The sequence below is a fragment of the Bradyrhizobium sp. JR3.5 genome (assembly GCF_054057015.1).
The window spans coordinates 2,122,050-2,140,779 of the sequence record NZ_JBSRYV010000001.1; the positions used below are offsets into that span (position 1 = coordinate 2,122,050).

22 protein-coding genes and 1 tRNA gene are annotated in these 18,730 nt (G+C 64.4%); 12 read left to right on the plus strand and 11 right to left on the minus strand.

Translation table 11 applies throughout. The features are described 5' to 3' along the window. Positions 1–14: 14 nt before the first annotated feature. Both ACVWW1_RS10620 and ACVWW1_RS10625 read left to right on the plus strand, forming a co-directional pair. Entirely contained in the window at positions 15–1,379 is a 1,365-nt protein-coding gene (locus tag ACVWW1_RS10620) for a hypothetical protein (protein ID WP_456655732.1), read from the plus strand. 95 nt (positions 1,380–1,474) lie between these two features. Beyond that, a complete protein-coding gene (locus tag ACVWW1_RS10625; protein WP_456655733.1) occupies positions 1,475–1,855 on the plus strand; it encodes a hypothetical protein in 381 nt (126 codons plus the stop codon). Here ACVWW1_RS10625 and ACVWW1_RS10630 read toward each other — a convergent pair. Then, positions 1,815–3,443 carry a glycoside hydrolase family 17 protein gene (locus ACVWW1_RS10630; RefSeq protein WP_456655734.1) on the minus strand — a complete coding sequence of 543 codons (1,629 nt, stop codon included), beginning with the start codon at positions 3,441–3,443 and terminating at the stop codon, positions 1,815–1,817. The two genes, ACVWW1_RS10625 and ACVWW1_RS10630, sit on opposite strands and share 41 nt — an antisense overlap. A gap of 244 nt (positions 3,444–3,687) precedes the next feature. Between ACVWW1_RS10630 and ACVWW1_RS10635 the strand changes: the two genes are divergently transcribed. The 3 genes from ACVWW1_RS10635 to ACVWW1_RS10645 all read left to right on the plus strand — a co-directional run bounded on the left by ACVWW1_RS10635 (position 3,688) and on the right by ACVWW1_RS10645 (position 7,572). Then, positions 3,688–4,296 carry a beta-1-3, beta-1-6-glucan biosynthesis protein gene (locus ACVWW1_RS10635; RefSeq protein WP_207840960.1) on the plus strand — a complete coding sequence of 203 codons (609 nt, stop codon included), beginning with the start codon at positions 3,688–3,690 and terminating at the stop codon, positions 4,294–4,296. Positions 4,297–4,489: 193 nt separating this feature from the next. Continuing rightward, a complete protein-coding gene (locus ACVWW1_RS10640; RefSeq protein ID WP_456655735.1) occupies positions 4,490–7,318 on the plus strand; it encodes a glycosyltransferase in 2,829 nt (942 codons plus the stop codon). Positions 7,319–7,496: 178 nt separating this feature from the next. Continuing rightward, a tRNA-Lys gene (locus ACVWW1_RS10645) sits at positions 7,497–7,572 on the plus strand. A gap of 791 nt (positions 7,573–8,363) precedes the next feature. Here the strand turns inward: ACVWW1_RS10645 and ACVWW1_RS10650 are convergent. From ACVWW1_RS10650 to ACVWW1_RS10690, 9 genes are all read right to left on the minus strand, one after another. Beyond that, entirely contained in the window at positions 8,364–8,609 is a 246-nt protein-coding gene (locus ACVWW1_RS10650) for a hypothetical protein (RefSeq protein ID WP_456655736.1), read from the minus strand. Between the two features lie 234 nt (positions 8,610–8,843). After that, complete coding sequence (locus ACVWW1_RS10655) at positions 8,844–9,089, minus strand: hypothetical protein (protein ID WP_456655737.1); 246 nt, start codon at positions 9,087–9,089, stop codon at positions 8,844–8,846. Between the two features lie 178 nt (positions 9,090–9,267). Further along, positions 9,268–10,173: a ribonuclease Z gene (locus ACVWW1_RS10660; protein WP_456655738.1), complete on the minus strand. Its 906-nt coding sequence runs from the start codon at positions 10,171–10,173 to the stop codon at positions 9,268–9,270. 218 nt (positions 10,174–10,391) lie between these two features. Beyond that, complete coding sequence (locus ACVWW1_RS10665) at positions 10,392–10,586, minus strand: hypothetical protein (protein ID WP_092114120.1); 195 nt, start codon at positions 10,584–10,586, stop codon at positions 10,392–10,394. A 606-nt stretch (positions 10,587–11,192) separates the two neighbouring features. Beyond that, positions 11,193–11,687 (minus strand): hypothetical protein, encoded by a 495-nt coding sequence (locus ACVWW1_RS10670; protein ID WP_224924419.1) that lies wholly within the window; start codon positions 11,685–11,687, stop codon positions 11,193–11,195. Positions 11,688–11,724: 37 nt separating this feature from the next. Further along, positions 11,725–11,889 (minus strand): hypothetical protein, encoded by a 165-nt coding sequence (locus ACVWW1_RS10675; protein WP_456655739.1) that lies wholly within the window; start codon positions 11,887–11,889, stop codon positions 11,725–11,727. Positions 11,890–11,976: 87 nt separating this feature from the next. Continuing rightward, on the minus strand, positions 11,977–12,237 hold the full coding sequence (locus tag ACVWW1_RS10680) for a DUF3551 domain-containing protein (protein WP_176531265.1): 261 nt from the start codon (positions 12,235–12,237) through the stop codon (positions 11,977–11,979). A gap of 298 nt (positions 12,238–12,535) precedes the next feature. Continuing rightward, on the minus strand, positions 12,536–13,474 hold the full coding sequence (locus ACVWW1_RS10685) for a 3-hydroxybutyryl-CoA dehydrogenase (RefSeq protein ID WP_456655740.1): 939 nt from the start codon (positions 13,472–13,474) through the stop codon (positions 12,536–12,538). A gap of 55 nt (positions 13,475–13,529) precedes the next feature. Then, positions 13,530–13,721 (minus strand): hypothetical protein, encoded by a 192-nt coding sequence (locus ACVWW1_RS10690; protein ID WP_176531263.1) that lies wholly within the window; start codon positions 13,719–13,721, stop codon positions 13,530–13,532. Between the two features lie 246 nt (positions 13,722–13,967). Between ACVWW1_RS10690 and ACVWW1_RS10695 the strand changes: the two genes are divergently transcribed. From ACVWW1_RS10695 to ACVWW1_RS10725, 7 genes are all read left to right on the plus strand, one after another. Continuing rightward, positions 13,968–14,117, plus strand: coding sequence for a hypothetical protein (locus ACVWW1_RS10695; RefSeq protein WP_456655741.1), 150 nt, complete (start codon positions 13,968–13,970; stop codon positions 14,115–14,117). A 134-nt stretch (positions 14,118–14,251) separates the two neighbouring features. Further along, a complete protein-coding gene (locus ACVWW1_RS10700) occupies positions 14,252–14,467 on the plus strand; it encodes a hypothetical protein (protein ID WP_456655742.1) in 216 nt (71 codons plus the stop codon). A gap of 128 nt (positions 14,468–14,595) precedes the next feature. Continuing rightward, positions 14,596–14,853, plus strand: a complete 258-nt coding sequence (locus ACVWW1_RS10705; protein WP_207839753.1) for a hypothetical protein — start codon at positions 14,596–14,598, stop codon at positions 14,851–14,853. A 217-nt stretch (positions 14,854–15,070) separates the two neighbouring features. Further along, positions 15,071–16,366, plus strand: coding sequence for a hemolysin family protein (locus ACVWW1_RS10710; RefSeq protein WP_456655743.1), 1,296 nt, complete (start codon positions 15,071–15,073; stop codon positions 16,364–16,366). A 119-nt stretch (positions 16,367–16,485) separates the two neighbouring features. Next, positions 16,486–17,085, plus strand: a complete 600-nt coding sequence (locus ACVWW1_RS10715) for a formyltransferase family protein (protein WP_456655744.1) — start codon at positions 16,486–16,488, stop codon at positions 17,083–17,085. Positions 17,086–17,288: 203 nt separating this feature from the next. Then, entirely contained in the window at positions 17,289–17,648 is a 360-nt protein-coding gene (locus ACVWW1_RS10720) for a hypothetical protein (RefSeq protein WP_224924418.1), read from the plus strand. Continuing rightward, entirely contained in the window at positions 17,593–18,147 is a 555-nt protein-coding gene (locus ACVWW1_RS10725; protein WP_456655745.1) for a hypothetical protein, read from the plus strand. The genes ACVWW1_RS10720 and ACVWW1_RS10725 overlap by 56 nt, the downstream gene beginning before the upstream one ends. A 93-nt stretch (positions 18,148–18,240) precedes the next feature. Here ACVWW1_RS10725 and ACVWW1_RS10730 read toward each other — a convergent pair whose 3' ends face one another. Continuing rightward, positions 18,241–18,639, minus strand: a complete 399-nt coding sequence (locus ACVWW1_RS10730; protein ID WP_194454419.1) for a RidA family protein — start codon at positions 18,637–18,639, stop codon at positions 18,241–18,243. Positions 18,640–18,730 lie beyond the last annotated feature (91 nt).

Below are 18,730 nucleotides of genomic sequence, written 5' to 3' on the forward strand. Positions count from 1 at the left end.
GGGCCAAGCGGGCTTTGGCCAAAGATCCCGACAATCTGGCGGCGGATTTCGACACCGAAAGCACCACCGGCTTTTTGGCCGAGGAGGATGCTTTCGATCGCCGCATGCTGTGGCGGCTCGGCTCGTGGGGCGTGGCTGCGGTCGGTGCCGTCACCATCGCCGTGATGGCCAACCAGTCGGCGCTGACGCTGCGGCGCGACCAGGTCGCCGCATCTGATGTCGCGCGCCAGGCCCAGCAGCTGCAGACGCTGGCGAAGGAGAGCCACAACGAGACGCGGCGGCTGGCATCGGCGATCGATACGCTCAACGGCGACCGCGACCGGCTGTATTCGCGCGTCACCACGCTGGAACAGGGTCTCGACTCCGTGACCGGCACGATCGCAAAACAGCCGGTGGCGGCCGTACCGGCACCACCAACTCCGGCAGCGTCGCCTGCTACGCCGCCCGCATCAGCCAATTCGGCGCCAGCAGTGGCGGCACCAGCCGTTGCCGCCGTCGCAACGACGCCGCCTGCCCCGTTGGACAAGCCGGCCGCGACCGACAAGGTGGTTGCATCCATCGAAAGCAAGGCGCCGGCACCGGTCGAGAAATCCATGCCGGCCGACAAGAAGCCGACGGCCGCCGCGAGCAGGCCGCAGGTTGCTGCGGAGAAGCCGTCGGCCCCCGAGAGCTCGCCGCCGGTTTCTGCCTCCGCCCCATCAGTTGCCAGTCCGATGAGCGCCGCGGCTGCCGCGGCCAGCACCGACGAAGTAAAGGCGGCCGCGCCAGCGCCCGCGGCCACGCCGGCTGCGGACAAGCCGCTGATGGCTTCGCACGATCCTGCGCCAAGCAAGGCAACCGAAGCGGCCAAGCCGCCGACCTCGAGCGATGTCAACGCCGCGCCGATCCCGCCGCTGATGATCACCCGGGATCCGGACTCCGACGTCGAAGACGAGGCGCCGAAGGCGCAGATCCAGCGCACCGAGTTCGGCGTCGATCTCGGCACGGCAAATTCGGTCAACGGACTGCGCGCGCTCTGGCGCAGCCTCTTGAAGTCGAAGGCCAACGCGCCGCTGGCTGCGCTGCGGCCGATCATCGTCATCAAGGAGAACGGCAACGGGCTCGGCATGCAGTTGCGCCTGGTTGCCGGGCCACTGAACGACGCCGGGACCGCCGCCAGGATTTGCGCCGGCCTCAGCCTGGTCCAGCGGACCTGCGAGACGGCGATCTATGACGGCCAGCGGTTGGCCCTGAACGAGCCGCTTGCCGGAACCAAGCCGGCGTTGCCGCACCGGCGGGCCGCGCCGAGGCGCACGGTCGCACCGCCGCAGCCGGTTGCGGAGGAAAAGAAGCCGGAGCCGACGACAATCTCCTCGATGTTCCGGCGGAACAGCCAATAATCATGTCCGGCAAAGGATTGCGGCCAAATTCTCAACCGATTCCGCTGCTCTGACCGAGCCTTGTCCGAAACCCCGTTCCCGACCATAGTGCCACGATGACAAAACCTCCGTTCCGCCTCTCCCCCTATCAGGTCCAGTTCCTGATGGTCGTGGGCTTCGTCACCGTCGGCTACGCGCTGTATGTGCGCTATCTCGCCATCGAATTCTCGCCGGTTGCACTGGCGTGCGACGCCGGCACGCAGACCATGCTCTGCAAGGCCCGCGCACTGTCGACCGTGCTGTTCAAAAACTCGGTGTTCGGGATCACCGCGCTGGTGATTGCGGTATTGAACCTGACGCGGCCGTCGATCGTACTGCTCACCGTCGGCTTGATCGCAGCCGGGCTCGGGATCGTGCTCTACAACGTCGTGCTGTCGGGGCTCGCGATCGGCTTATTTATCGTGGGTTTTGCGCGGCCCGCGCCCGCCACAGCGTAGCGGCGAGCAAGAGGTACATCACGCAGGTCCAGTCCGACTGCCAGTTGATCGTGCCCTCGTTGTAGATCGTGAAGAGGGCGGCGATCGCCAACAGACCGGCGAACACGGATTCCGCGAGCGGCCGGATGCCTGCCTTCGGGCGATTGAGCATGGTGAGCAGCGCGAACGGCACCACCGCCATGGTGAGCGAGGCGTAGGGGAAATCGCGGTAGCGCGGATCGAAGGCGAAGCCGAGCGCGGTCTCGGCCGCGATCACCGTGGTGATGACCAGCACGATCGCGAGCAATGCGCCGATCGCACCCTTGCCGCGATAGTCGCGCGGCCCGACCAGTTCCAGGAAGGTCGGCAGCGAGCGCCCGGCGATCAGCGCATGCGCGGTCAGCAGGGGCGAAGCGATCGCGGCCGCGAGCAGCACGCCCCAATGCAGCCAGCCGCCGACGCCGTAGCTCTCGTAATACATCTTGTCGCCGGCGATCCCGAGCAGCGTCCCCGCCGTCGTCGCCGAAATCGCGACCGCGATCCAGGCCGATGGCCGCGGCGTCCAGGGCCGGCGGCGCAGCGTCAGCCAGGCCGCGAGGAAAGTGGCGATGGACAGCGCCATGCCACCCGCCATCTGCAGCTTCCAGTCGGGGTAATTGCTGATCGCAACGCCGGGCGGGTACTTCACCTGCCGCCTGGCGGCATCGAACAAGCCCCAATTGCCGCCGACTGTGCCCTCGAGCTTGCGCTTCCAGGGCTGGTCATAGGCCTCGATCAGGTTGACCCGAAAGCCCTCGCGCTTGGCGAGATCGAGGATCTCGGACACCACCCGCGCCTGGTTGGTGCGCGACGGCAATGCGCCCTCCCGCATCCGTCCCGCGCTCGGCCAGCCGGTCTCGCCGATCAGTATCTCCTTGCCGGGGAACGTCACCGCCATCCGCTTGCGAATATCGTCGACATGCGCCGCGGCGTACTTCGCCTTGACCGGGATGTCCTCCCAATATGGCAGGATGTGAATGGTGACGAAATCGACCGCGTCATAGATCTCGCGGTTCTTCACCCAGTATTCCCAGACGTCGGCATAGGTGACAGGGAGATTGCCCGCCGCCGCCTTCACCGCGCGGATGTTGCCGGCAAGATCGGCGGCGGTCATCTCGCCGCGCAGCAGCACCTCGTTGCCGACGATCAGCGAGGTGACGACGCCGGGATATTCCTTGGCGAGCCGGACCGCGATCGCGATCTGCTGCAAATTCTTGAAGCGGTTGCTGCTGAGCCAGATGCCCTGCATCACCTTCAGCCCGACCTTGGCCGCCACGCCGGGGACCTGGTCGAGGCCGTTCTCGATCGAATAGGTCCGCACGCAGTCGGTGACCTTGGCGAGATCGGCGAGGTCCTGCTCGATCTGCTCGACCGGAATTTGCGTGGCGGGATCAAGCGGCGTCTGGGCGCCACGGAACGGCGTGTAGGACACGCATTGCAGCTTTGCGGCAGGATCGATCGGCGCACGCGCGAGCGTAATCGGTGTAGCGAGCCACCACCACACGGATGCAATCACGGCGAGCGAGATCAGGAGAAGCGCCAGCGGCGTACGAAGCGAAATCGGTTCCATCCTCCGGGGGACCGTCGAATTAGCCGGTCACAGCCCGTCTGCCAAGTCCAGGAATCGGTCAATACCATGGTTGTCCTGCGACAGTTTTGCGCTGGGTCGATAAAGTTGTGAGTTTGCTGGACAAAATACCAAATTCCAGTCATCAGATTTCGCCAGAGTCTCCGCCGCACTGGAGACCTATTTGGACGGCATCACGCGAGCCGTTAGGATGATCCCGCAGGGGCCGGAACATATCGGGGAATGCATGCGTCGACGGCTGCTTGAGTTGAAGAACACTGCTTTGCGCCATCTTGCCGTAACGGGCCTCGTCACAGCGCTCGCGCTCTTGAACGGAGCCGGCGGCGCGTTCGCCCAGAGCGGCACGCCGAATCCGCCTGATCAGGCCAAACAGCAGCCTGGACAGCCCGACGCCAATGCCAACGCCCTGCGGGAGGCCAACCAGCGCAAGGTCGAGGAGTTCGTCGAGGCCCAGCAGGCCATCAACGGTCCGGCCGGCAACCCCGAATGCGTCTGGCTCGGCCGCCGCGTGGTTCGCCTGATGTGGAACGACGACCTCGACACCGCGTTCCGCCATCTCGACCTCTACGACCGGTTCGGCTGCCCCGGCGGTCACGTGCAAGCCGCCTTCCGCTGCCTGACCCGGTTCGGCGCCCAGATCGACGACAAGGTGCGCGGCAGCCTCGACGGCCGCATCCACGCCTGCTGGATCAACCCGGGTGCCCAGCCGCAGGCCGCGGCAGCCGCCGCGCCCACCCCGGCGCCGTCGACGGCCGGCAATGCCGCCCCTGCGCCAGCCGCTTCGCCCTCGCCTGCGCCGACCCCGTCGGCGACACCGGCGCCGGCATCGAAATAGCCGCATGGCGCGATCGGATCCGGCCGCGATTTTTTTCGCGGCTGGAACGGCTTGCGCCCTTAAAACGCCATCGCGGCACACCAGTTGTTAAATCGGATGGCGGAGATATCTTTCCCTCCGCCGCTATGTTGGTCGAACCCAGGGGACGGGTTCGCTTAGTCCTCAATCTCAGGCCCCGTATGGTTTAACCGCGATGCGCGCCGTCGTCGCCGTCCTGTTGCTTGTCACCGCCGCCCACGCCGCCATGTGGGGTCTCTTCCAGGAGAAACAGTCGGCGCCCGATTTCCGTGGCACGTTGCCGAGCCTGTCCTACGCCCCGTTCGAGTCCGGCCACTCCGTCGCGGACGTTGCCGCCGACAGCGAGAAGGTGCGCACCGACCTGCGAAAGCTCTCGACCCTCACCAAAGCGGTCCGCCTCTATTCGTCGACCGAAGGCAACGAGCTGGTGCCGCCGGTCGCCGCCGAGTTCGGCATGAAGGTCACGGTCGGCGCCTGGATCGACAAGGATGCCAACCGCAACAATCGCGAGATCGAAGCCGCGATCAACCTTGCCAAGCGCAACAGCAACGTCATCGGCATTGTGGTCGGCAACGAAACCGTGTTCCGCGGCGAGCAGGTCCCGCTCGAAAACCTCGGCTCGGTTCCGGAGACCGGAGTGCCGCCGGAGGAGTCCGAGCGGATCCTCCGCGAGGAGGCGCAGCGCCTGCACGACGCGGAAACGCAGCCCGAGGACAAGCGGGCCGAAGCCGTCAAATGGGCGATCGCCGAAAGCAACGTGCACCGGCTGATCAAGGTGATCCAGCGCGTCAAGAAGTCGGTCAACGTTCCCGTCACGACCGGCGAAATCTGGAACATCTGGCGCGACCATCCGCAGCTCGCCAATTCGTCCGACTTCATCGCCGCGCACGTGCTGCCCTATTGGGAAAACTTCACCGACAAGCAGGCGGTGGATCAGGCGGTCGACCGCTACAACCTGTTGCGCGACTCGTTCCCCGGCAAGCGCATCCTGATCGCCGAATTCGGCTGGCCGAGCCAGGGCTACAATCTGCGCAGCGCCGAGCCCGGTCCGTTCCAGCAGGCCACCGTGCTGCGCAACTTCGTCGCGCGCGCCGAAGCCATCGGCATGGACTACAACATCGTCGAAGCCATCGATCAGCCGTGGAAGTTCTTCGAAGGCGGCGTCGGTCCCTACTGGGGCATCCTCAATGCCGACCGCGAGGCGAAGTTCGCCTGGACCGGCCCGGTCACCGACCTGAACTACTGGAAGATCGCGCTGGTCGCCGTGCTGGTCGGCCTCTTCATGTCGCTGCCGATCCTGCGGCTGGACCAGCCGACCGTGATGCAGGCACTGCTGCTGTCGGCCGCAGCCAACGGTGTCGGCGCCTGGGTTGCGACCGTGTTCTCGTACTGGACCACGCACTACTTCGTCTGGGGTTCGGCCTTCGCGCTCAGCCTTGGCCTCGTGCTGCTGGTTCCGCTGGTCCTGATCGCGATGGCGCGGATCGAGGAGATCGCAGCGGTCGCATTCGGCCGCGGCCCGCGCCGGCTGATCGGCAGGAGCGCGACCCTCGCACCGGCCACGATGGGCGAGAATGTGACGTTCCCGAAAGTCTCGATCCACATCCCGGCCTATTTCGAACCGGTCGAGATGCTGAAGCAGACGCTCGATGCGGTGTCGCGGCTCGACTATCCGAATTTCGAGTGCGTCTGCATCATCAACAACACGCCCGATCCCGACTTCTGGCGGCCGATCCAGGATCACTGCCGGATGCTCGGTGAGCGCTTCAAGTTCATCAATGCCGAGAAGGTGCAGGGCTTCAAGGCCGGCGCGCTGCGCATCGCGATGGAGCGGACCGCGGCGGACGCCGAGATCATCGGCATCATCGATGCCGACTATGTCGTGCATCCGGACTGGCTCAAGGATCTGGTGCCGGCCTTTGCCGATCCGCGCGTCGGCCTGGTGCAGGCGCCGCAGGAGCATCGCGACGGCGACCGCTCGCTGATGCACTACATTATGAACGGCGAATATGCCGGGTTCTTCGATATCGGCATGGTCCAGCGTAACGAGTTCAACGCCATCATCGTGCACGGCACGATGTGCCTGATCCGCCGCGCCGCGATGGACAAGGCCGGCGGCTGGTCCAGCGACACGATCTGCGAGGACACCGATCTCGGTCTCTCGATCCAGCAACAGGGTTGGCTCACGCACTACACCAATGTGCGTTACGGCGAAGGCCTGCTGCCCGACACCTATGAGGCCTTCAAGAAGCAGCGCCATCGCTGGGCCTATGGCGGCTTCCAGATCGTCAAGAAGCATTGGCGGCGCTTCCTGCCCGGCGCGAGCCGGCTGACGCCGGACCAGCGCCGCGAGTTCTCGCTCGGCTGGCTCAATTGGTTAGGGGCCGAAAGCCTCGGCGTCGTGGTCGCGATCCTCAATCTGATCTGGGTCCCGATCGTCGCCTTTGCCGACATCGCGATCCCCGACAAGATCCTGACCCTGCCGATCATCGCCTCCTTCATCGTCTCGCTGGTGCATTTCGTCGCGCTCTACCGGCTGCGGGTGAATATCAAGGCCGGCCAGATGCTGGGCGCCATGATCGCGGCGATGAGCGTGCAGTGGACAGTGTCGCGCGCGGTGGCGCAGGGCCTGATCACCGAGCATCTCGCCTTCGCCCGCACCTCGAAAGGCGGCCTGTCGCGGATGTCGATCGAATTCCAGGCGTTCTGGGAAGCCGTGATCGGCGTGCTGCTGCTGGTCGGCGCCATCGTGCTTGTCGTCACCAACGGCTACAAGCAGGTGCGCGAGATCTACATCTTCGCCGCGGTGCTGGTGCTTGAAAGCCTGCCGTTCCTCTCCGCCGTCGCCATCGCGATCCTGGAGAATTCGCGGATCAACGAGTTCGCGTTCTGGCGCAACAGCGCGATCCGGACGGCGGAACTGATCGGGCTCCGCCCGGTCAGCCTGCCCTCGGTCGCCGCCCCGTCGCAGCCGGTCGGCTCGGAAATCCGCCACGACAGCTGAGCCAACTTCAAGAAACCGGCCTAACCCGAGGCGCCGGAACGGCAAATCCGCCGTCACGGTGCACAATTGACCGCCCTTCGGCTATTGACCCGATGGGCCCTGCCCCCTACACAGCGCGGGCTGGAGCATGATCCGGAGCGGCTCAAGGCCTGCGTCCGGATCCGATGTTCAGGTGAGTGAGCGCGTAGCTCAGGCGGTAGAGCACGTGACTTTTAATCATGGGGTCGAGGGTTCGAGTCCCTCCGCGCTCACCAATTCCCCAGAGAACTTTCCCGTTAGGCTTAGGCAGCTTGAGTTGGTCGGGCTGAACACAGAGGCCGCCAATCTTGTCGAGCATCCGTTCAAGCAGCGCTTCGGTCGCTGCCGTTGGCCATCCCTCTTTCCATGTGCAAAATGCGATACCACCAGGAGCTAGCACATGAAACTTGCCAGGGCAGTCGCAGTTTGGGTCGTGCCCTGCGTACTTGCTGCAACTGCCAACGCACAGAGCTGCCTCATGGGCCCCATCAAAACGAAGGATGGCTCGCTGCAGACGTGGACTGTCGTCAACCACTGCGGCGCACCGGTAACAGTGCGCTATTCGCTGAAAGGTCCCCTAGGCAAAGATGCAAAAAGCGCGGTCGTCCCCGCTTGCAGTAGGCAGCGGATTGTTCAGACCTTCGAGACAGACCAGATTGATTTTCTAGAAACGACATATGGTCCAGGCTGGGAGAAGATTTGCCCATCATTGGACGATGAGATTCGACCCAAGAAGCGACCGGAAAATTCAACCAACGAAGCAGATCAGATCCCATTTCCATCCATAAGCCCTCCGCCCTTGGCCGGTCCCAAGCCAATAGGCCCTGCGGGAGGGAAACCCATTCCCAAGGGATAGTCTGGGGATTGATTTCTCAGTGCCCCCGCGACCCGCAACAGTCTGGATGCTCCCGCAGCTGCGACTAGCTCAGTGTCGACCGAATTTCACGCTGTTCAAGCTGACGGAGCCGAAGTTGCAGCCGTGCCCTCACTTCCCAAGCCGATCACAGATACCGTCACCGCTACCCGCTCACGGTCCCACCGTCAGCGGCAGCTCGCCCTGGCCGCTCGTCCAGTCGATGATGTCGAGCTGCAGCCCTCGCTTCAGCATCTCGGCCTCGAGGCTGCCGGCGTGGCGTTTCCACTCGGGTGTGGCGCGCACCCGGAATTTTGGCTCTTCGCCGTGTGCCTCGAAATCATCGTCGGCCTTGAGCGCGCCGCGGACGGCTTCGTACATCATCCTCAAGCTGGCGTCGGTGAAGGCGCCGTAGTCCATCGGTCGTCTCCCTCAGCACTCTCGGAACGCAAAAGGCCACCACGGAGCTTGTCGTGGCGGCCTTCGGCGTAGCGGCCCATCCAGACGGCCCAACATGAGCGTGGATGAGTCGCGTTAATGAAACGTTGTTCGTGCGGCGGCATCCCTCCGTGGAGCTCGCCGACAAAGCCGGCAAAGGAGGGCCCCGCCGAAGCGAGGTCCTCTTTGGTTACGCGCGGTGCGTCCCGCTCCCGTTTAGTCGTCGTCCCAGTCACGACCACGGATCACGATGCCACGGTCGCGGTAGTAATCGCGGTGATGGTACCAGCCGTGGTGCCAGCCGCGATCGTGCTCCCGGTATACGCGCGGACCGTCATACCGATAGCTGTAATAGCCGGGGCTGCTACCGAAATAGACGCCGACACCCTGCGCGCTGGCAATGGTCGGTGCCGCTATCGAGAGGGCCGCCGCTGCGGCAAGAGCGTAAGTAAGCTTCGTCATGACATCCTCCTTTCCAGTACCAGGGCTAACGGCCGGCGTCCGCACATGTTGCAGGAACACGTTCGGAACTTTCCTGAACGCGTGTTCACCATCATGGTGAGTTCGATGTGATCCGCGGTGCGAAGTCGAGGGAACCTCGACGCGTTCCAATCACCGAGATCGTAGAGGCTGGCAGCGCTCAGATCGTGATGCGGTCGAAGTCGTTGGCTAGCCGGCTATTCGGGAAGGTCCCCGTCGCCTCCACCAGAATGTCCTCGTCCGGGTAGCGGCCCGAGATGTGCGTGAGGACGAGCTGCTTGACCGCGCTCCGCGCCGCAAGCGCGGCTGCTTCGGTGGCCGTCAAATGCCCGTACTCGTGCGCGGTGGCCGCGTCGCGCGCGAGAAACGTCGCTTCGATCACCAACACGTCGGCGTCTCTAACGTGGTCGTCCAGCCCCTCGGTGGTTTCGGTATCGCCGACAATGACGAGCTTCCTTCGTCCCTGGGCGGGACCAAGCACCTGCTCCGGATCGATGGTCCGGCCGTCGTCCAACCTCACCTGCCTTCCCTCCGCGAGCTCCCTGCGAACGGGCCCATCAGGAACGCGCAGCGCTAGCAGCCGGTCCGGGAGGAGATGCCGGCGGATCGCGCTTTGAAACGAGAAGGCGAAACTGTCCGTGTCCCGGTGCCGGACCGGAAAACAGTCGATGGTGAATTCGCCTGCGTCGAGGACTCGTCCCTCGGCCAATGGCGCGAGGTCAAGTGGGATCGGCGCTCGGCCTTCGCCCCAAAGCCCTGCCAGCATGCGGACGACGACATCGAGCGTGCCGGGCCCGCCATGAATTGTCATCGCATCCGAACTTTGCCGCAACCGCAGGGTCGAAAACAGCCCGGGAATGCCGAGCACATGATCGAAATGCCCATGCGTCAGCAGGAGGTGATCAAGCCTTCGAAAGCCGGCGCCGCTCCGCAGCAGCTGACGCTGCGTTCCCTCGCCGCAATCGACCAAGATACGACTGCCGACTGCCTCGACGAGAATGCCAGGGTGGTTTCGTTCGGGCGACGGCACGCTTGCCGACGTTCCCAGAAAAGTCAGCGCGAACATCGCAACACCTCTTGGACTGCCGACGGCTCCGCGCCCTAGACGGAGCTTCTGATGGCAGCCTCGTCCTGCGTGTTCAAGCGCGAGATGTTGGCGACAATGGCGGGACCACGGTCGTCCCGAAGCCGGCGCCCTTACCAACCTCACCGCCGCCGTGGCCGAGCAAGCCGGCTGCTTCGCATAGGCGGTCGCACCACGCCCTTGTCAGCCTCTCAATCGGATCACAGCCTCAAGCATCGAAACAGTTGGGCCAGCGCCGTGTTGGCGGATTGTGCGCGCCGTTCGAGGATTTCGGCCGCCGTGGCGTAGTTGCGTGCCAGGATCTGGAGCGCGCGTCGAGCATCCGGCAGCGTGGACTGCTTGGCCATCTCCAGGCACTGGTGCTCGAAGTAGCGAAGCTCCTCAAGTTCGGTCATTGCGATTCGTCCGATTTCATCTGCATCTTCGAACTCAGTGCGCCAACGGCCTAGTGAAAGTTTGGCAAGATTGTTGCGGACGCGGGATGATCTGGTCGGAGTGTTGCTGGAAGCGTGATTTGATAATCACTGCTCCGTGACCAGTGCGGTGCGCGCTGCGCGGATCGACAAGCCCGCCCGATCGTTTCAGTATGCGTGAGTCTTGTTTGGGACGCAGCAACGTCTTGACCGCGGTGTTGGGGCATCTTCGCGCGGATTTCGGTGGCGAGGCATTTGGTGGCGTGGTTGGCGCAGGCCCGTGGCCGGCGTGTCCTTGAGTTGGCATTGTTGAACCCGATGAAGAAACGCGATTGGGCCTTTGTGGCCGCCTGTGTGGCCGGCGCGATGTTGTTCGGTGTCTGGAGTTTCCAGATGGGGATCGCATTTCATCGCTCCCGGCAGGGCGCAACCGATCTCTCCAGCTCGCACCGGCGTGGCCAGGACGGCTCTCAGGACGGCTCTTCCGCGAGTAGCCCTGCCCGGCCCGCGGCCGACGACAGCGACCAGCAGGCCCGACAGCCGCGATAGCTGGCGCAATTGCGTTCTTCACCGCCGCATCGCCTCGATCTAAGCCCACGCCAGCCCCGCGACGACAGCGGGATCATCATCGTCGGTCCTTGCACCGGTGAGACGCCTGCGGCGCGGGCTGTCCTTGGCGCGACGATGACGCGCGTCAAACCGGCGTAGCGCCATCGGCACACGCCGCGCGAGGCTTTGAGCGAGCTCGATGGCCTGTCTGACCACGGTCATCACAGTCGCCACGCGCGTGAACAAGCCGATCAGGAAGATCATGGAGAAGACGTCGATATAGGCCAGCACATCGCCGACCAGCATCAATTCGGGAGGAAGCGGAATCCGGTGCAGATAGGCACCGATCACGATGACGACCGGGATCAGCGCGATCAGCTTCCGCAATGTCAGCCGATCCAGCAAGGCCGCGAGCTCAACGACCAGGACCTGCCAGAGCCAGTCGCCAAGCGCGGCCGGCTTGTCGATCGTCCAAGTCTGCCAAAAGGTCCGCCACAACGGCTGCCACAGCTGCCGCCAGTTCCGTTTCCACATCGCAGCGTCCGCATCCTCTCGAGCGCAATACCTGTGGTTACGGCTTCGACGACGCCTCGCTGCCGTCGCCCTCGACCGCGGCGCCTTGCACATCAACCGAATCGGCCGATGGAAAGATGCGCTCGTAGTTGGCCCGGGCCTCGCGAATCAGACGCGCACGCTCGCGTTCAGACTTCGACATGAACCTGATGATCTCGCCCATGTGCTCTCCAACGCAGGGTGAATTCTCCGACCATCGGCAATGCAACCATCATGCCTGATGGCCGCCCGGCCGACATGCTCGCGGCGTTTATCGTATCCGCCGCGGCGATATCCGCTGCTGGCTGAACGCAACACGGGGATTGATGCCGCAATAGGCATCGCGGCCTGACGCCGACGCCTGGCACTGCTCGTAGGTCTGATAGCCGCAATAACCGGGGTATCCCTCATCCCTGCCCTGGATGCACCAGGGATAATCGTAGGGATCGGCCGCCGCCGGCTGTGCGGAGCCGACAATCCAGCTCGTTCCGAGCGCCGCGAACGCCAGAATTGCCCAATTCGACCTGCGCATGATCCTGCTTCCTTCTCGATCGGCACCCAGCCGTTGATTTAGGTACGCCGGGAAGATCTGCGAGGTTTCCGCTCACCGCCTCAAGAAGGTGTGACCCGAGCGCGAGGGAGCGCATCGGAAGCCAGGGCGATCCGGATGGGCGCGGGACCACACAAAAAACACGAGGCCCGGTGTGCCTAGGAGCCCGGGCCTCGTGTCTGATGTCCCCCGCCTCAGTGGCGGATCAGGCGTTGTGGTTACGCGAGCTTGCCCGCGCGATCCATCCCGGATGACTACGGGGGTCAGGCGCGCGCAGATTTCACTTGCTGTAGCTGTAGAACCCCTGCCCGGTCTTGCGGCCGAGATGGCCGGCATCGACCATCTCCTTCAGCAGCGGCGCCGGCCGGTATTTGGGATCGTTGAAGCCGGTGTAGAACACCTCCATCACCGACAGCATGGTGTCGAGCCCGATCAGGTCGGCAAGCGCGAGCGGGCCGATCGGATGGTTGCAGCCGAGCTTCATGCCGGCATCGATCTCTTCCGCGGTCGCAATGCCTTCCTGCAGCGCGAAGATCGCCTCGTTGATCATCGGGCACAGGATGCGGTTCACCGCAAAGCCCGGGCTGTTCTTCGCGGTGATCGCGACCTTGCCGACACGCTTGGCAAATGCTTCGGCCTTGGCGACCGTGTCGTCCGAGGTCTGCAGGCCGCGGATCAGTTCGAGCAGCGCCATCACCGGGACCGGATTGAAGAAGTGCATCCCGATGAAGCGGTCGGGACGATCGGTCGAGGCCGCAAGGCGGGTGATCGAGATCGACGAGGTGTTGGTCGCGACCAGCGCGCTCGGCTTCAGCCCGGCGCAGAGATCCCTGAGGATCTTGACCTTCAGCTCCTCGTTCTCGGTGGCCGCTTCGATCACGAGATCGCAGGCGGCAAGCTTGGACTTGTCGGTGGTCGCGTTGATCCGCGCGAGGGTCGCATCGCGATCGGCCGCCGTCATCTTCTCCTTGGAGACCAGGCGGTCGAGACTGGACCCGACCGTCTTCAGGCCGCGTTGTACCGCCGCGTCCGAGATATCCACCATGGTTACGGCAAGCCCTGCCGCCGCGCAGATTTGCGCGATACCGTTGCCCATGGTTCCGGCGCCGATGATGCCAACCGTCTCGATCATTGTGTCTGTCCCTTCTCGTCGCTTGCGCCGCCGCGCGGCCGCATCGTCAAAAACGGCGAACCCCCTTAGGGTCCGCGGATGGCGCATGCATAGCAGTCCGGCCGAACGGCCGATACAGGACACGGCGGTATTCTGGCGAGGTCTATTCCGGGCGCGGCGGGATAGATCGCCGTGGCGGGACGGCGGGGCGCGGTGGCAATTGGGTGCGCGGCGGCTCGCCCGCGCGCGACGGCTCGAGCACGCGGTTGAGCCGTACGATCCACCAGGCGAACCGGCCGTAGCTGCGGCGCAGCGCCGACCCAAATCCCTCGTCGATGTCTTGGTCCCGATCCATGCCGCTCTTGTTAACGCCGATCCTTGAAGGAACGGTGTGACGCAATCACGGGCTGCGCCGGCCGCCGTTAGGAATTTGGCAACCATCGGCGCGCAATCTGAAGGCTTCGGCGCCGGTAATCTCCCGGATTGCACAGGGAAGCCCCCGCGCTGCAGCATCGCCATTGCGGCGCGCCTCCCTATTAGTTGATCGAATTTTCCGCCGGGCGCCGCGACATAAGGACATTAGACGACGAGGGCTACGCCCATGCTTTCTGAAAAGTTCTTTTTGGTGCTCGAGACATTGCTCAACGGCCAGACCCATTCCGACGGCAGCCCGCGTGTGGTGAGCACATCGCCCCACATCCCGGTCAAGCTTCCGCAGGAAAGCCAGCCGGAACGCAGGACCCCTCGCTAGGCTTCGTGCCGCGAGCCAGCCTGATCGATCGCCGCGACGAGCGAAGCCGATCGTCCGTCTCGCGCCCGTGATCCAGCTCATAGTCGGTGCAGGTGAGCCGCGCTACACCACTCCCGCAACGAAGTGGTGCCGCCTTGAACTATGAAACCGACAGCAAGACCGATTTCGGGAGCATCGCCGTCGCGATCTGCGTCGCCGCCTACACAGCGATCATGCTCGCCTATCTCGCCCAACACGATCTCGGCCTGACCGCCACGCAAACGCGTCATCTTTCGATGATAGCCGCGCTGTTCCTTGCGCTGCCGATCGCGCTGGATTTGCTGCGCACCGGCCCCGGCAAGGCGCGCTGAGCCGGGCACCGGCGCGCATGCCGTATCCGATCTCCCCTGCCGAACACACGCCTGCGCAACATAGCGCTAGGTGAAGCGACGCGAATCAGCGTTACTTTGCAACTGATCACTTCGTAGGATTTGGCTGCATGACCCAGCCCAGCGTCCTGGATCAGAAGATTTTGGATCAGAACATTCGCGAGCTGCAGGAATGGCTCCGCACCGCTTGGCAACAGCTTGCGGACCCCTCGCTCACCGCCTTCTCCCGACGCGAACTGCGCAACCAGATGAAGCAATGCAACGCCGATTTGCGCGTGCAGCTGCAAGCCGCTTCCAAACGGATGCTGAGCCAGCCTTCTGCATCGGGCAAGACGTTCGTCCGACCTGAGCTGCGGATACTCGCCTAGGAGCGTTTTCCAGCGCAGCGGATTGCGGCCCGCGTGAAGAAAACGTGCCGGTGTCACGAGCGCCAGCGCGCCAAAATGCCGAGATCTCCTGCTGCATGCGCGCCACACGCACCCTCTGCTTGTGCAGGGGTGCCCGACAAGGCACAGCAAAACGGCCCCGGTATGCCTATATTGGGCGTCGCAGAGCGGCCCATGCCGCCAAACCTCAGGGACTCCCGTGTTATATCTGGAACTTGCGATCGTGGCGGTCTTGATCGTCGTCAACGGTCTGTTGTCGATGTCGGAGCTCGCGATCGTCTCCTCCCGTCCGGCGCGCCTCGCCGCGCTGGTCGAACGCGGCGTCAGCGGCTCGCGCCGCGCGCTTGCGCTGGCCTCCGATCCCGGAAAATTCCTCTCCACAGTGCAGATCGGCATCACGCTGATCGGCGTGCTGTCGGGCGCCTTCTCGGGCGCGACGCTGGGCCAGCGCCTCTCGCAATGGCTGTTCGAGCTTGGCGTGCCGGCCAACGTCGCCGACGCTGCCGGTGTCGGCATCGTGGTCGGCGTGATCACCTATGCCTCGCTGATCGTCGGCGAGCTGGTGCCGAAGCAGATCGCGCTGCGCGATCCCGAGGCGATCGCGGTGCGGGCCGCGCCGGCGATGACGGTGATGGCAAAATTGTCGCTGCCGGTGGTGTGGCTGCTCGACCGCTCCGGCAAGTCGCTGCTGTGGCTGCTCGGCCATCGTGAAGATGCGCAGGACCGCGTCAGCGAAGACGAGATCAAGACGCTGGTGGTGGAAGCCGAAAACGCCGGCGTGCTGGAGCCCGGCGAAAAGGAGATGATCGCCGGCGTGATGCGGCTTGGCGATCTGCCGGTCGGCGCCGTCATGACGCCGCGCCACGAGGTCAGCCTGATCGACCTCGCCGCCCCCACGGCCGAGATCCTGTCGGCGCTGCAAAAGAGCAGTCATTCGCGCTGCGTGGTGTTCGACGGCAACCGCGATCATGCGCTCGGCATCGTGCAGGCCAAGGACGTGCTCGACGTCTACCTCGCCGGCCGGACGCCCGAGATCCGCGCGCTGACGCGCGATGCGCCGATCATTCCGGAGACCGTCGACGCCCGCGACGTGGTCGCGATCCTGCGCGACTCCGCGGTGCATATCGGCCTCGTGCACGACGAATACGGCACCTTCCAGGGCGTCGTGACCAGCGCCGACATCCTCGAGGCCATCGTCGGCGCCTTCCATACCGAGGAAGGCCCGGCCGAGCCCGCCTATGTCAGGCGCGACGACGACGGCTCCTATTTGATCTCGGGCTGGATGCCGGCGCTCGAATTCAGCGAACTGCTCGGCATCGCACTGCCCTCGCCGCGGCCCTACCCGCAGACCGCCGCCGGCTTCCTGCTGCATGCGTTTGGCGCGATCCCCGATGTCGGTGCGAAAATCAATGCGCAGGGTTGGGACTTCGAGATCGTCGATCTCGACGGCCGGCGTATCGACAAGGTGCTGGCGAGCAAGCAGCCGACGGCCTGAGGTTGCCAGCCGGTCGACCTGTTGATAACGGGCAGGACAACAAAACAGGCGGCCGCGGTGTGCTATCGGCATGGCGGCCGCCCAACCAAATCCCGCGTAACCCCCACGGAATTGATCCCATGCGCCTTACCCTCGTCGGTTCCCGCCATTTCGGCGTGACGACCTTGAACATGCTGCGCGAGCACGCCGTCGAGATTGCCCGGGCGGTCGTCCATGACGGCGAGGACCGGCTGGCAGCCGCCGCCCGCGCAGCCGGCATCGAGGTCGTGGTCCAGGCCGATCCCAAGCTGGTGACGGCCGCCGAGATCGCGCCGGGCACCGACCTGATCGTCACGGCCCACAGCCACGCCCGGGTCAGCAAGGAGGCCCTTGCCGTGGCCAAGTTTGGTGGCGTCGGCTACCACCCGTCGCTGCTGCCCCGCCACCGCGGCATCGCGGCGGTGGAATGGACCATCAAGGAAGGCGATCCGATCGCCGGCGGCAGCATCTATCACCTCGCCGACCGCATGGACGCCGGCGCCATCGCCGCCCAGGACTGGGTGTTCGTCAAAAAGGGCGAGACCGCACGCGAATTGTGGGAGCGTGCGCTGGCACCGCTTGGCCTGCGCCTGCTCGGGGAGGTCATCGACTACGCGAAGGCCTTCAAGACGCTGCCGGCCAAGCCCCAGGATGAGCAGTTTGCGACCAGGGCGCCTAACCTCAGCCCCGGCAAACACTAATCCGCAAATCCGCAACCTTGGTATCTAAATACCCGATGCAATCAAGCGACGGAACAGATCCTTCGTTCCTGCCCCGGAACCAGATTCACTATGATGTGTTTGAGTTCACAGGAACATTCGGGGGCTCCCGCGACGCAGCAAATTTTGAACACATTGTGACAGGATAAGCCGCGTCATCACACGAAATTACAGGGATTTGATTCATGCGTTCGATCCGCATTCGCGACCTGATTTTGGTCACCTCGGTCGCTTCGGCTGTTGCCCTCACCGCTGCTCCCGTGTCCGCCCAGCAGCCCTATGATGGCCTCTGGAGCGTCACTGTGGTCACCAAGACCGGCAGCTGCGAGCCGTCGTCCAGTTCAACGGTGAATGTCGTCGACGGAAAGATCTCAGCGCAGGGTGCGGGGATCTCCGGAACCGTGGGCAGCGGGGGCCTTGTGCGAGTCTCGATCAATGGTGCATATGCGAACGGACAACTCAGTGGCAACTCCGGATCGGGGAAGTGGAATGGGGCATCAGCTGGCGTACCGTGTAGCGGCCGATGGGAAGCATCCCGTCAGTAAGATCACCAGCGGATCGAGTTTCTTCGCCATCGCGCGGCGGCCAGCATTTGCAGCCGCCGCATTTTTCGTGACCGCATTGGCAAGCACCGCGAGCCATGCCCAGTCCAGCCCGTTCGCCGGCATGGCTGGCACCTGGTCGGGCGCCGGCACGGTCACCCTGGATGACGGTTCCAGCGAGCGCATCCGCTGCCGTGCGACCTACCACGTCGGCGGGCCCCGGATGACTATGGGCCTCACCTGCGCCAGCGACGCCTACAAGTTCAACCTGGCGGCCGATGTGCAGGCCGAGGGTAATGCGGTCACGGGCTCCTGGAGCGAGTCCAGCCGCAACGTCAATGGTGATCTGCGAGGTCGCGGCGGCGGCGGCAACTTCCAGATCGTTGCCAGCGCGCCCGGCTTCAATGCCGACATCGCGATGCGCACCGCCGGCAACAAGCAGTCCGTCACGATCAGGGCCGACAGCCAGTTCCGCGGCGCCAATATCACGCTGTCGAGGTAACCAATCGATACGCCGACGAGAAAAGCCCTCGGGTCATCCCCGAGGGCTTTTTGCTGGCTGCGCGGCAACCACCGCGCGCGCGTCTCGACGGTTCTATGCGGCAGGCACGAACGCGGTGACCTCGATCTCGACCTTGGCGCGTTGATCGACCAGCCCGTCGATATAGAGCAGCGTGGACGGCGGGAAATTGCGTCCGAGCGTCTCCTTCCACGCCGCGCCGATACCGGCGCCCGCGGCCTCGTATTCGCTGCGGCTGGTCAGATACCAGGTCAGGCGGACGATGTGCTCGGGACCGGCGCCGGCTTCGTTCAACAGCTTGATGATGCGCTTCAGAGCCGTGCCGACCTGGGCAGCCATCTCGGGCGCGTACTCGCCCTTCTCATCGCCGCCGGTCTGCCCCGCCAGCACGATCCATTTGCCGGGCGCGTCGAACGCGACACCGTGCGAGAATCCGCGGGGTTTCGACCATTCGGCCGGTTGCAAGACACGCATGAGCAGATCCTCCTGATGTGATTATTCGCGCTCTGCTTAGCAGAGATCACGTGGTTGACGCACCACGCATCGGCAGAATTGCGCGTTGCAA

Coding starts and splice junctions, on each gene's coding strand:
- ACVWW1_RS10695 (WP_456655741.1), top strand. CDS start 13,968: ATGCTTTCTGAAAAGTTCTTTTTGGTGCTCGAGACATTGCTCAACGGC.
- ACVWW1_RS10640 (WP_456655735.1), top strand. CDS start 4,490: ATGCGCGCCGTCGTCGCCGTCCTGTTGCTTGTCACCGCCGCCCACGCC.
- ACVWW1_RS10630 (WP_456655734.1), bottom strand. CDS start 3,443: ATGGAACCGATTTCGCTTCGTACGCCGCTGGCGCTTCTCCTGATCTCG.
- ACVWW1_RS10685 (WP_456655740.1), bottom strand. CDS start 13,474: ATGCGCCATCCGCGGACCCTAAGGGGGTTCGCCGTTTTTGACGATGCG.
- ACVWW1_RS10670 (WP_224924419.1), bottom strand. CDS start 11,687: ATGTGGAAACGGAACTGGCGGCAGCTGTGGCAGCCGTTGTGGCGGACC.
- ACVWW1_RS10680 (WP_176531265.1), bottom strand. CDS start 12,237: ATGCGCAGGTCGAATTGGGCAATTCTGGCGTTCGCGGCGCTCGGAACG.
- ACVWW1_RS10675 (WP_456655739.1), bottom strand. CDS start 11,889: ATGGGCGAGATCATCAGGTTCATGTCGAAGTCTGAACGCGAGCGTGCG.
- ACVWW1_RS10730 (WP_194454419.1), bottom strand. CDS start 18,639: ATGCGTGTCTTGCAACCGGCCGAATGGTCGAAACCCCGCGGATTCTCG.
- ACVWW1_RS10655 (WP_456655737.1), bottom strand. CDS start 9,089: ATGACGAAGCTTACTTACGCTCTTGCCGCAGCGGCGGCCCTCTCGATA.
- ACVWW1_RS10650 (WP_456655736.1), bottom strand. CDS start 8,609: ATGGACTACGGCGCCTTCACCGACGCCAGCTTGAGGATGATGTACGAA.
- ACVWW1_RS10725 (WP_456655745.1), top strand. CDS start 17,593: ATGGGGCATCAGCTGGCGTACCGTGTAGCGGCCGATGGGAAGCATCCC.
- ACVWW1_RS10720 (WP_224924418.1), top strand. CDS start 17,289: ATGCGTTCGATCCGCATTCGCGACCTGATTTTGGTCACCTCGGTCGCT.
- ACVWW1_RS10705 (WP_207839753.1), top strand. CDS start 14,596: ATGACCCAGCCCAGCGTCCTGGATCAGAAGATTTTGGATCAGAACATT.
- ACVWW1_RS10715 (WP_456655744.1), top strand. CDS start 16,486: ATGCGCCTTACCCTCGTCGGTTCCCGCCATTTCGGCGTGACGACCTTG.
- ACVWW1_RS10660 (WP_456655738.1), bottom strand. CDS start 10,173: ATGTTCGCGCTGACTTTTCTGGGAACGTCGGCAAGCGTGCCGTCGCCC.
- ACVWW1_RS10665 (WP_092114120.1), bottom strand. CDS start 10,586: ATGACCGAACTTGAGGAGCTTCGCTACTTCGAGCACCAGTGCCTGGAG.
- ACVWW1_RS10635 (WP_207840960.1), top strand. CDS start 3,688: ATGCGTCGACGGCTGCTTGAGTTGAAGAACACTGCTTTGCGCCATCTT.
- ACVWW1_RS10690 (WP_176531263.1), bottom strand. CDS start 13,721: ATGGATCGGGACCAAGACATCGACGAGGGATTTGGGTCGGCGCTGCGC.
- ACVWW1_RS10625 (WP_456655733.1), top strand. CDS start 1,475: ATGACAAAACCTCCGTTCCGCCTCTCCCCCTATCAGGTCCAGTTCCTG.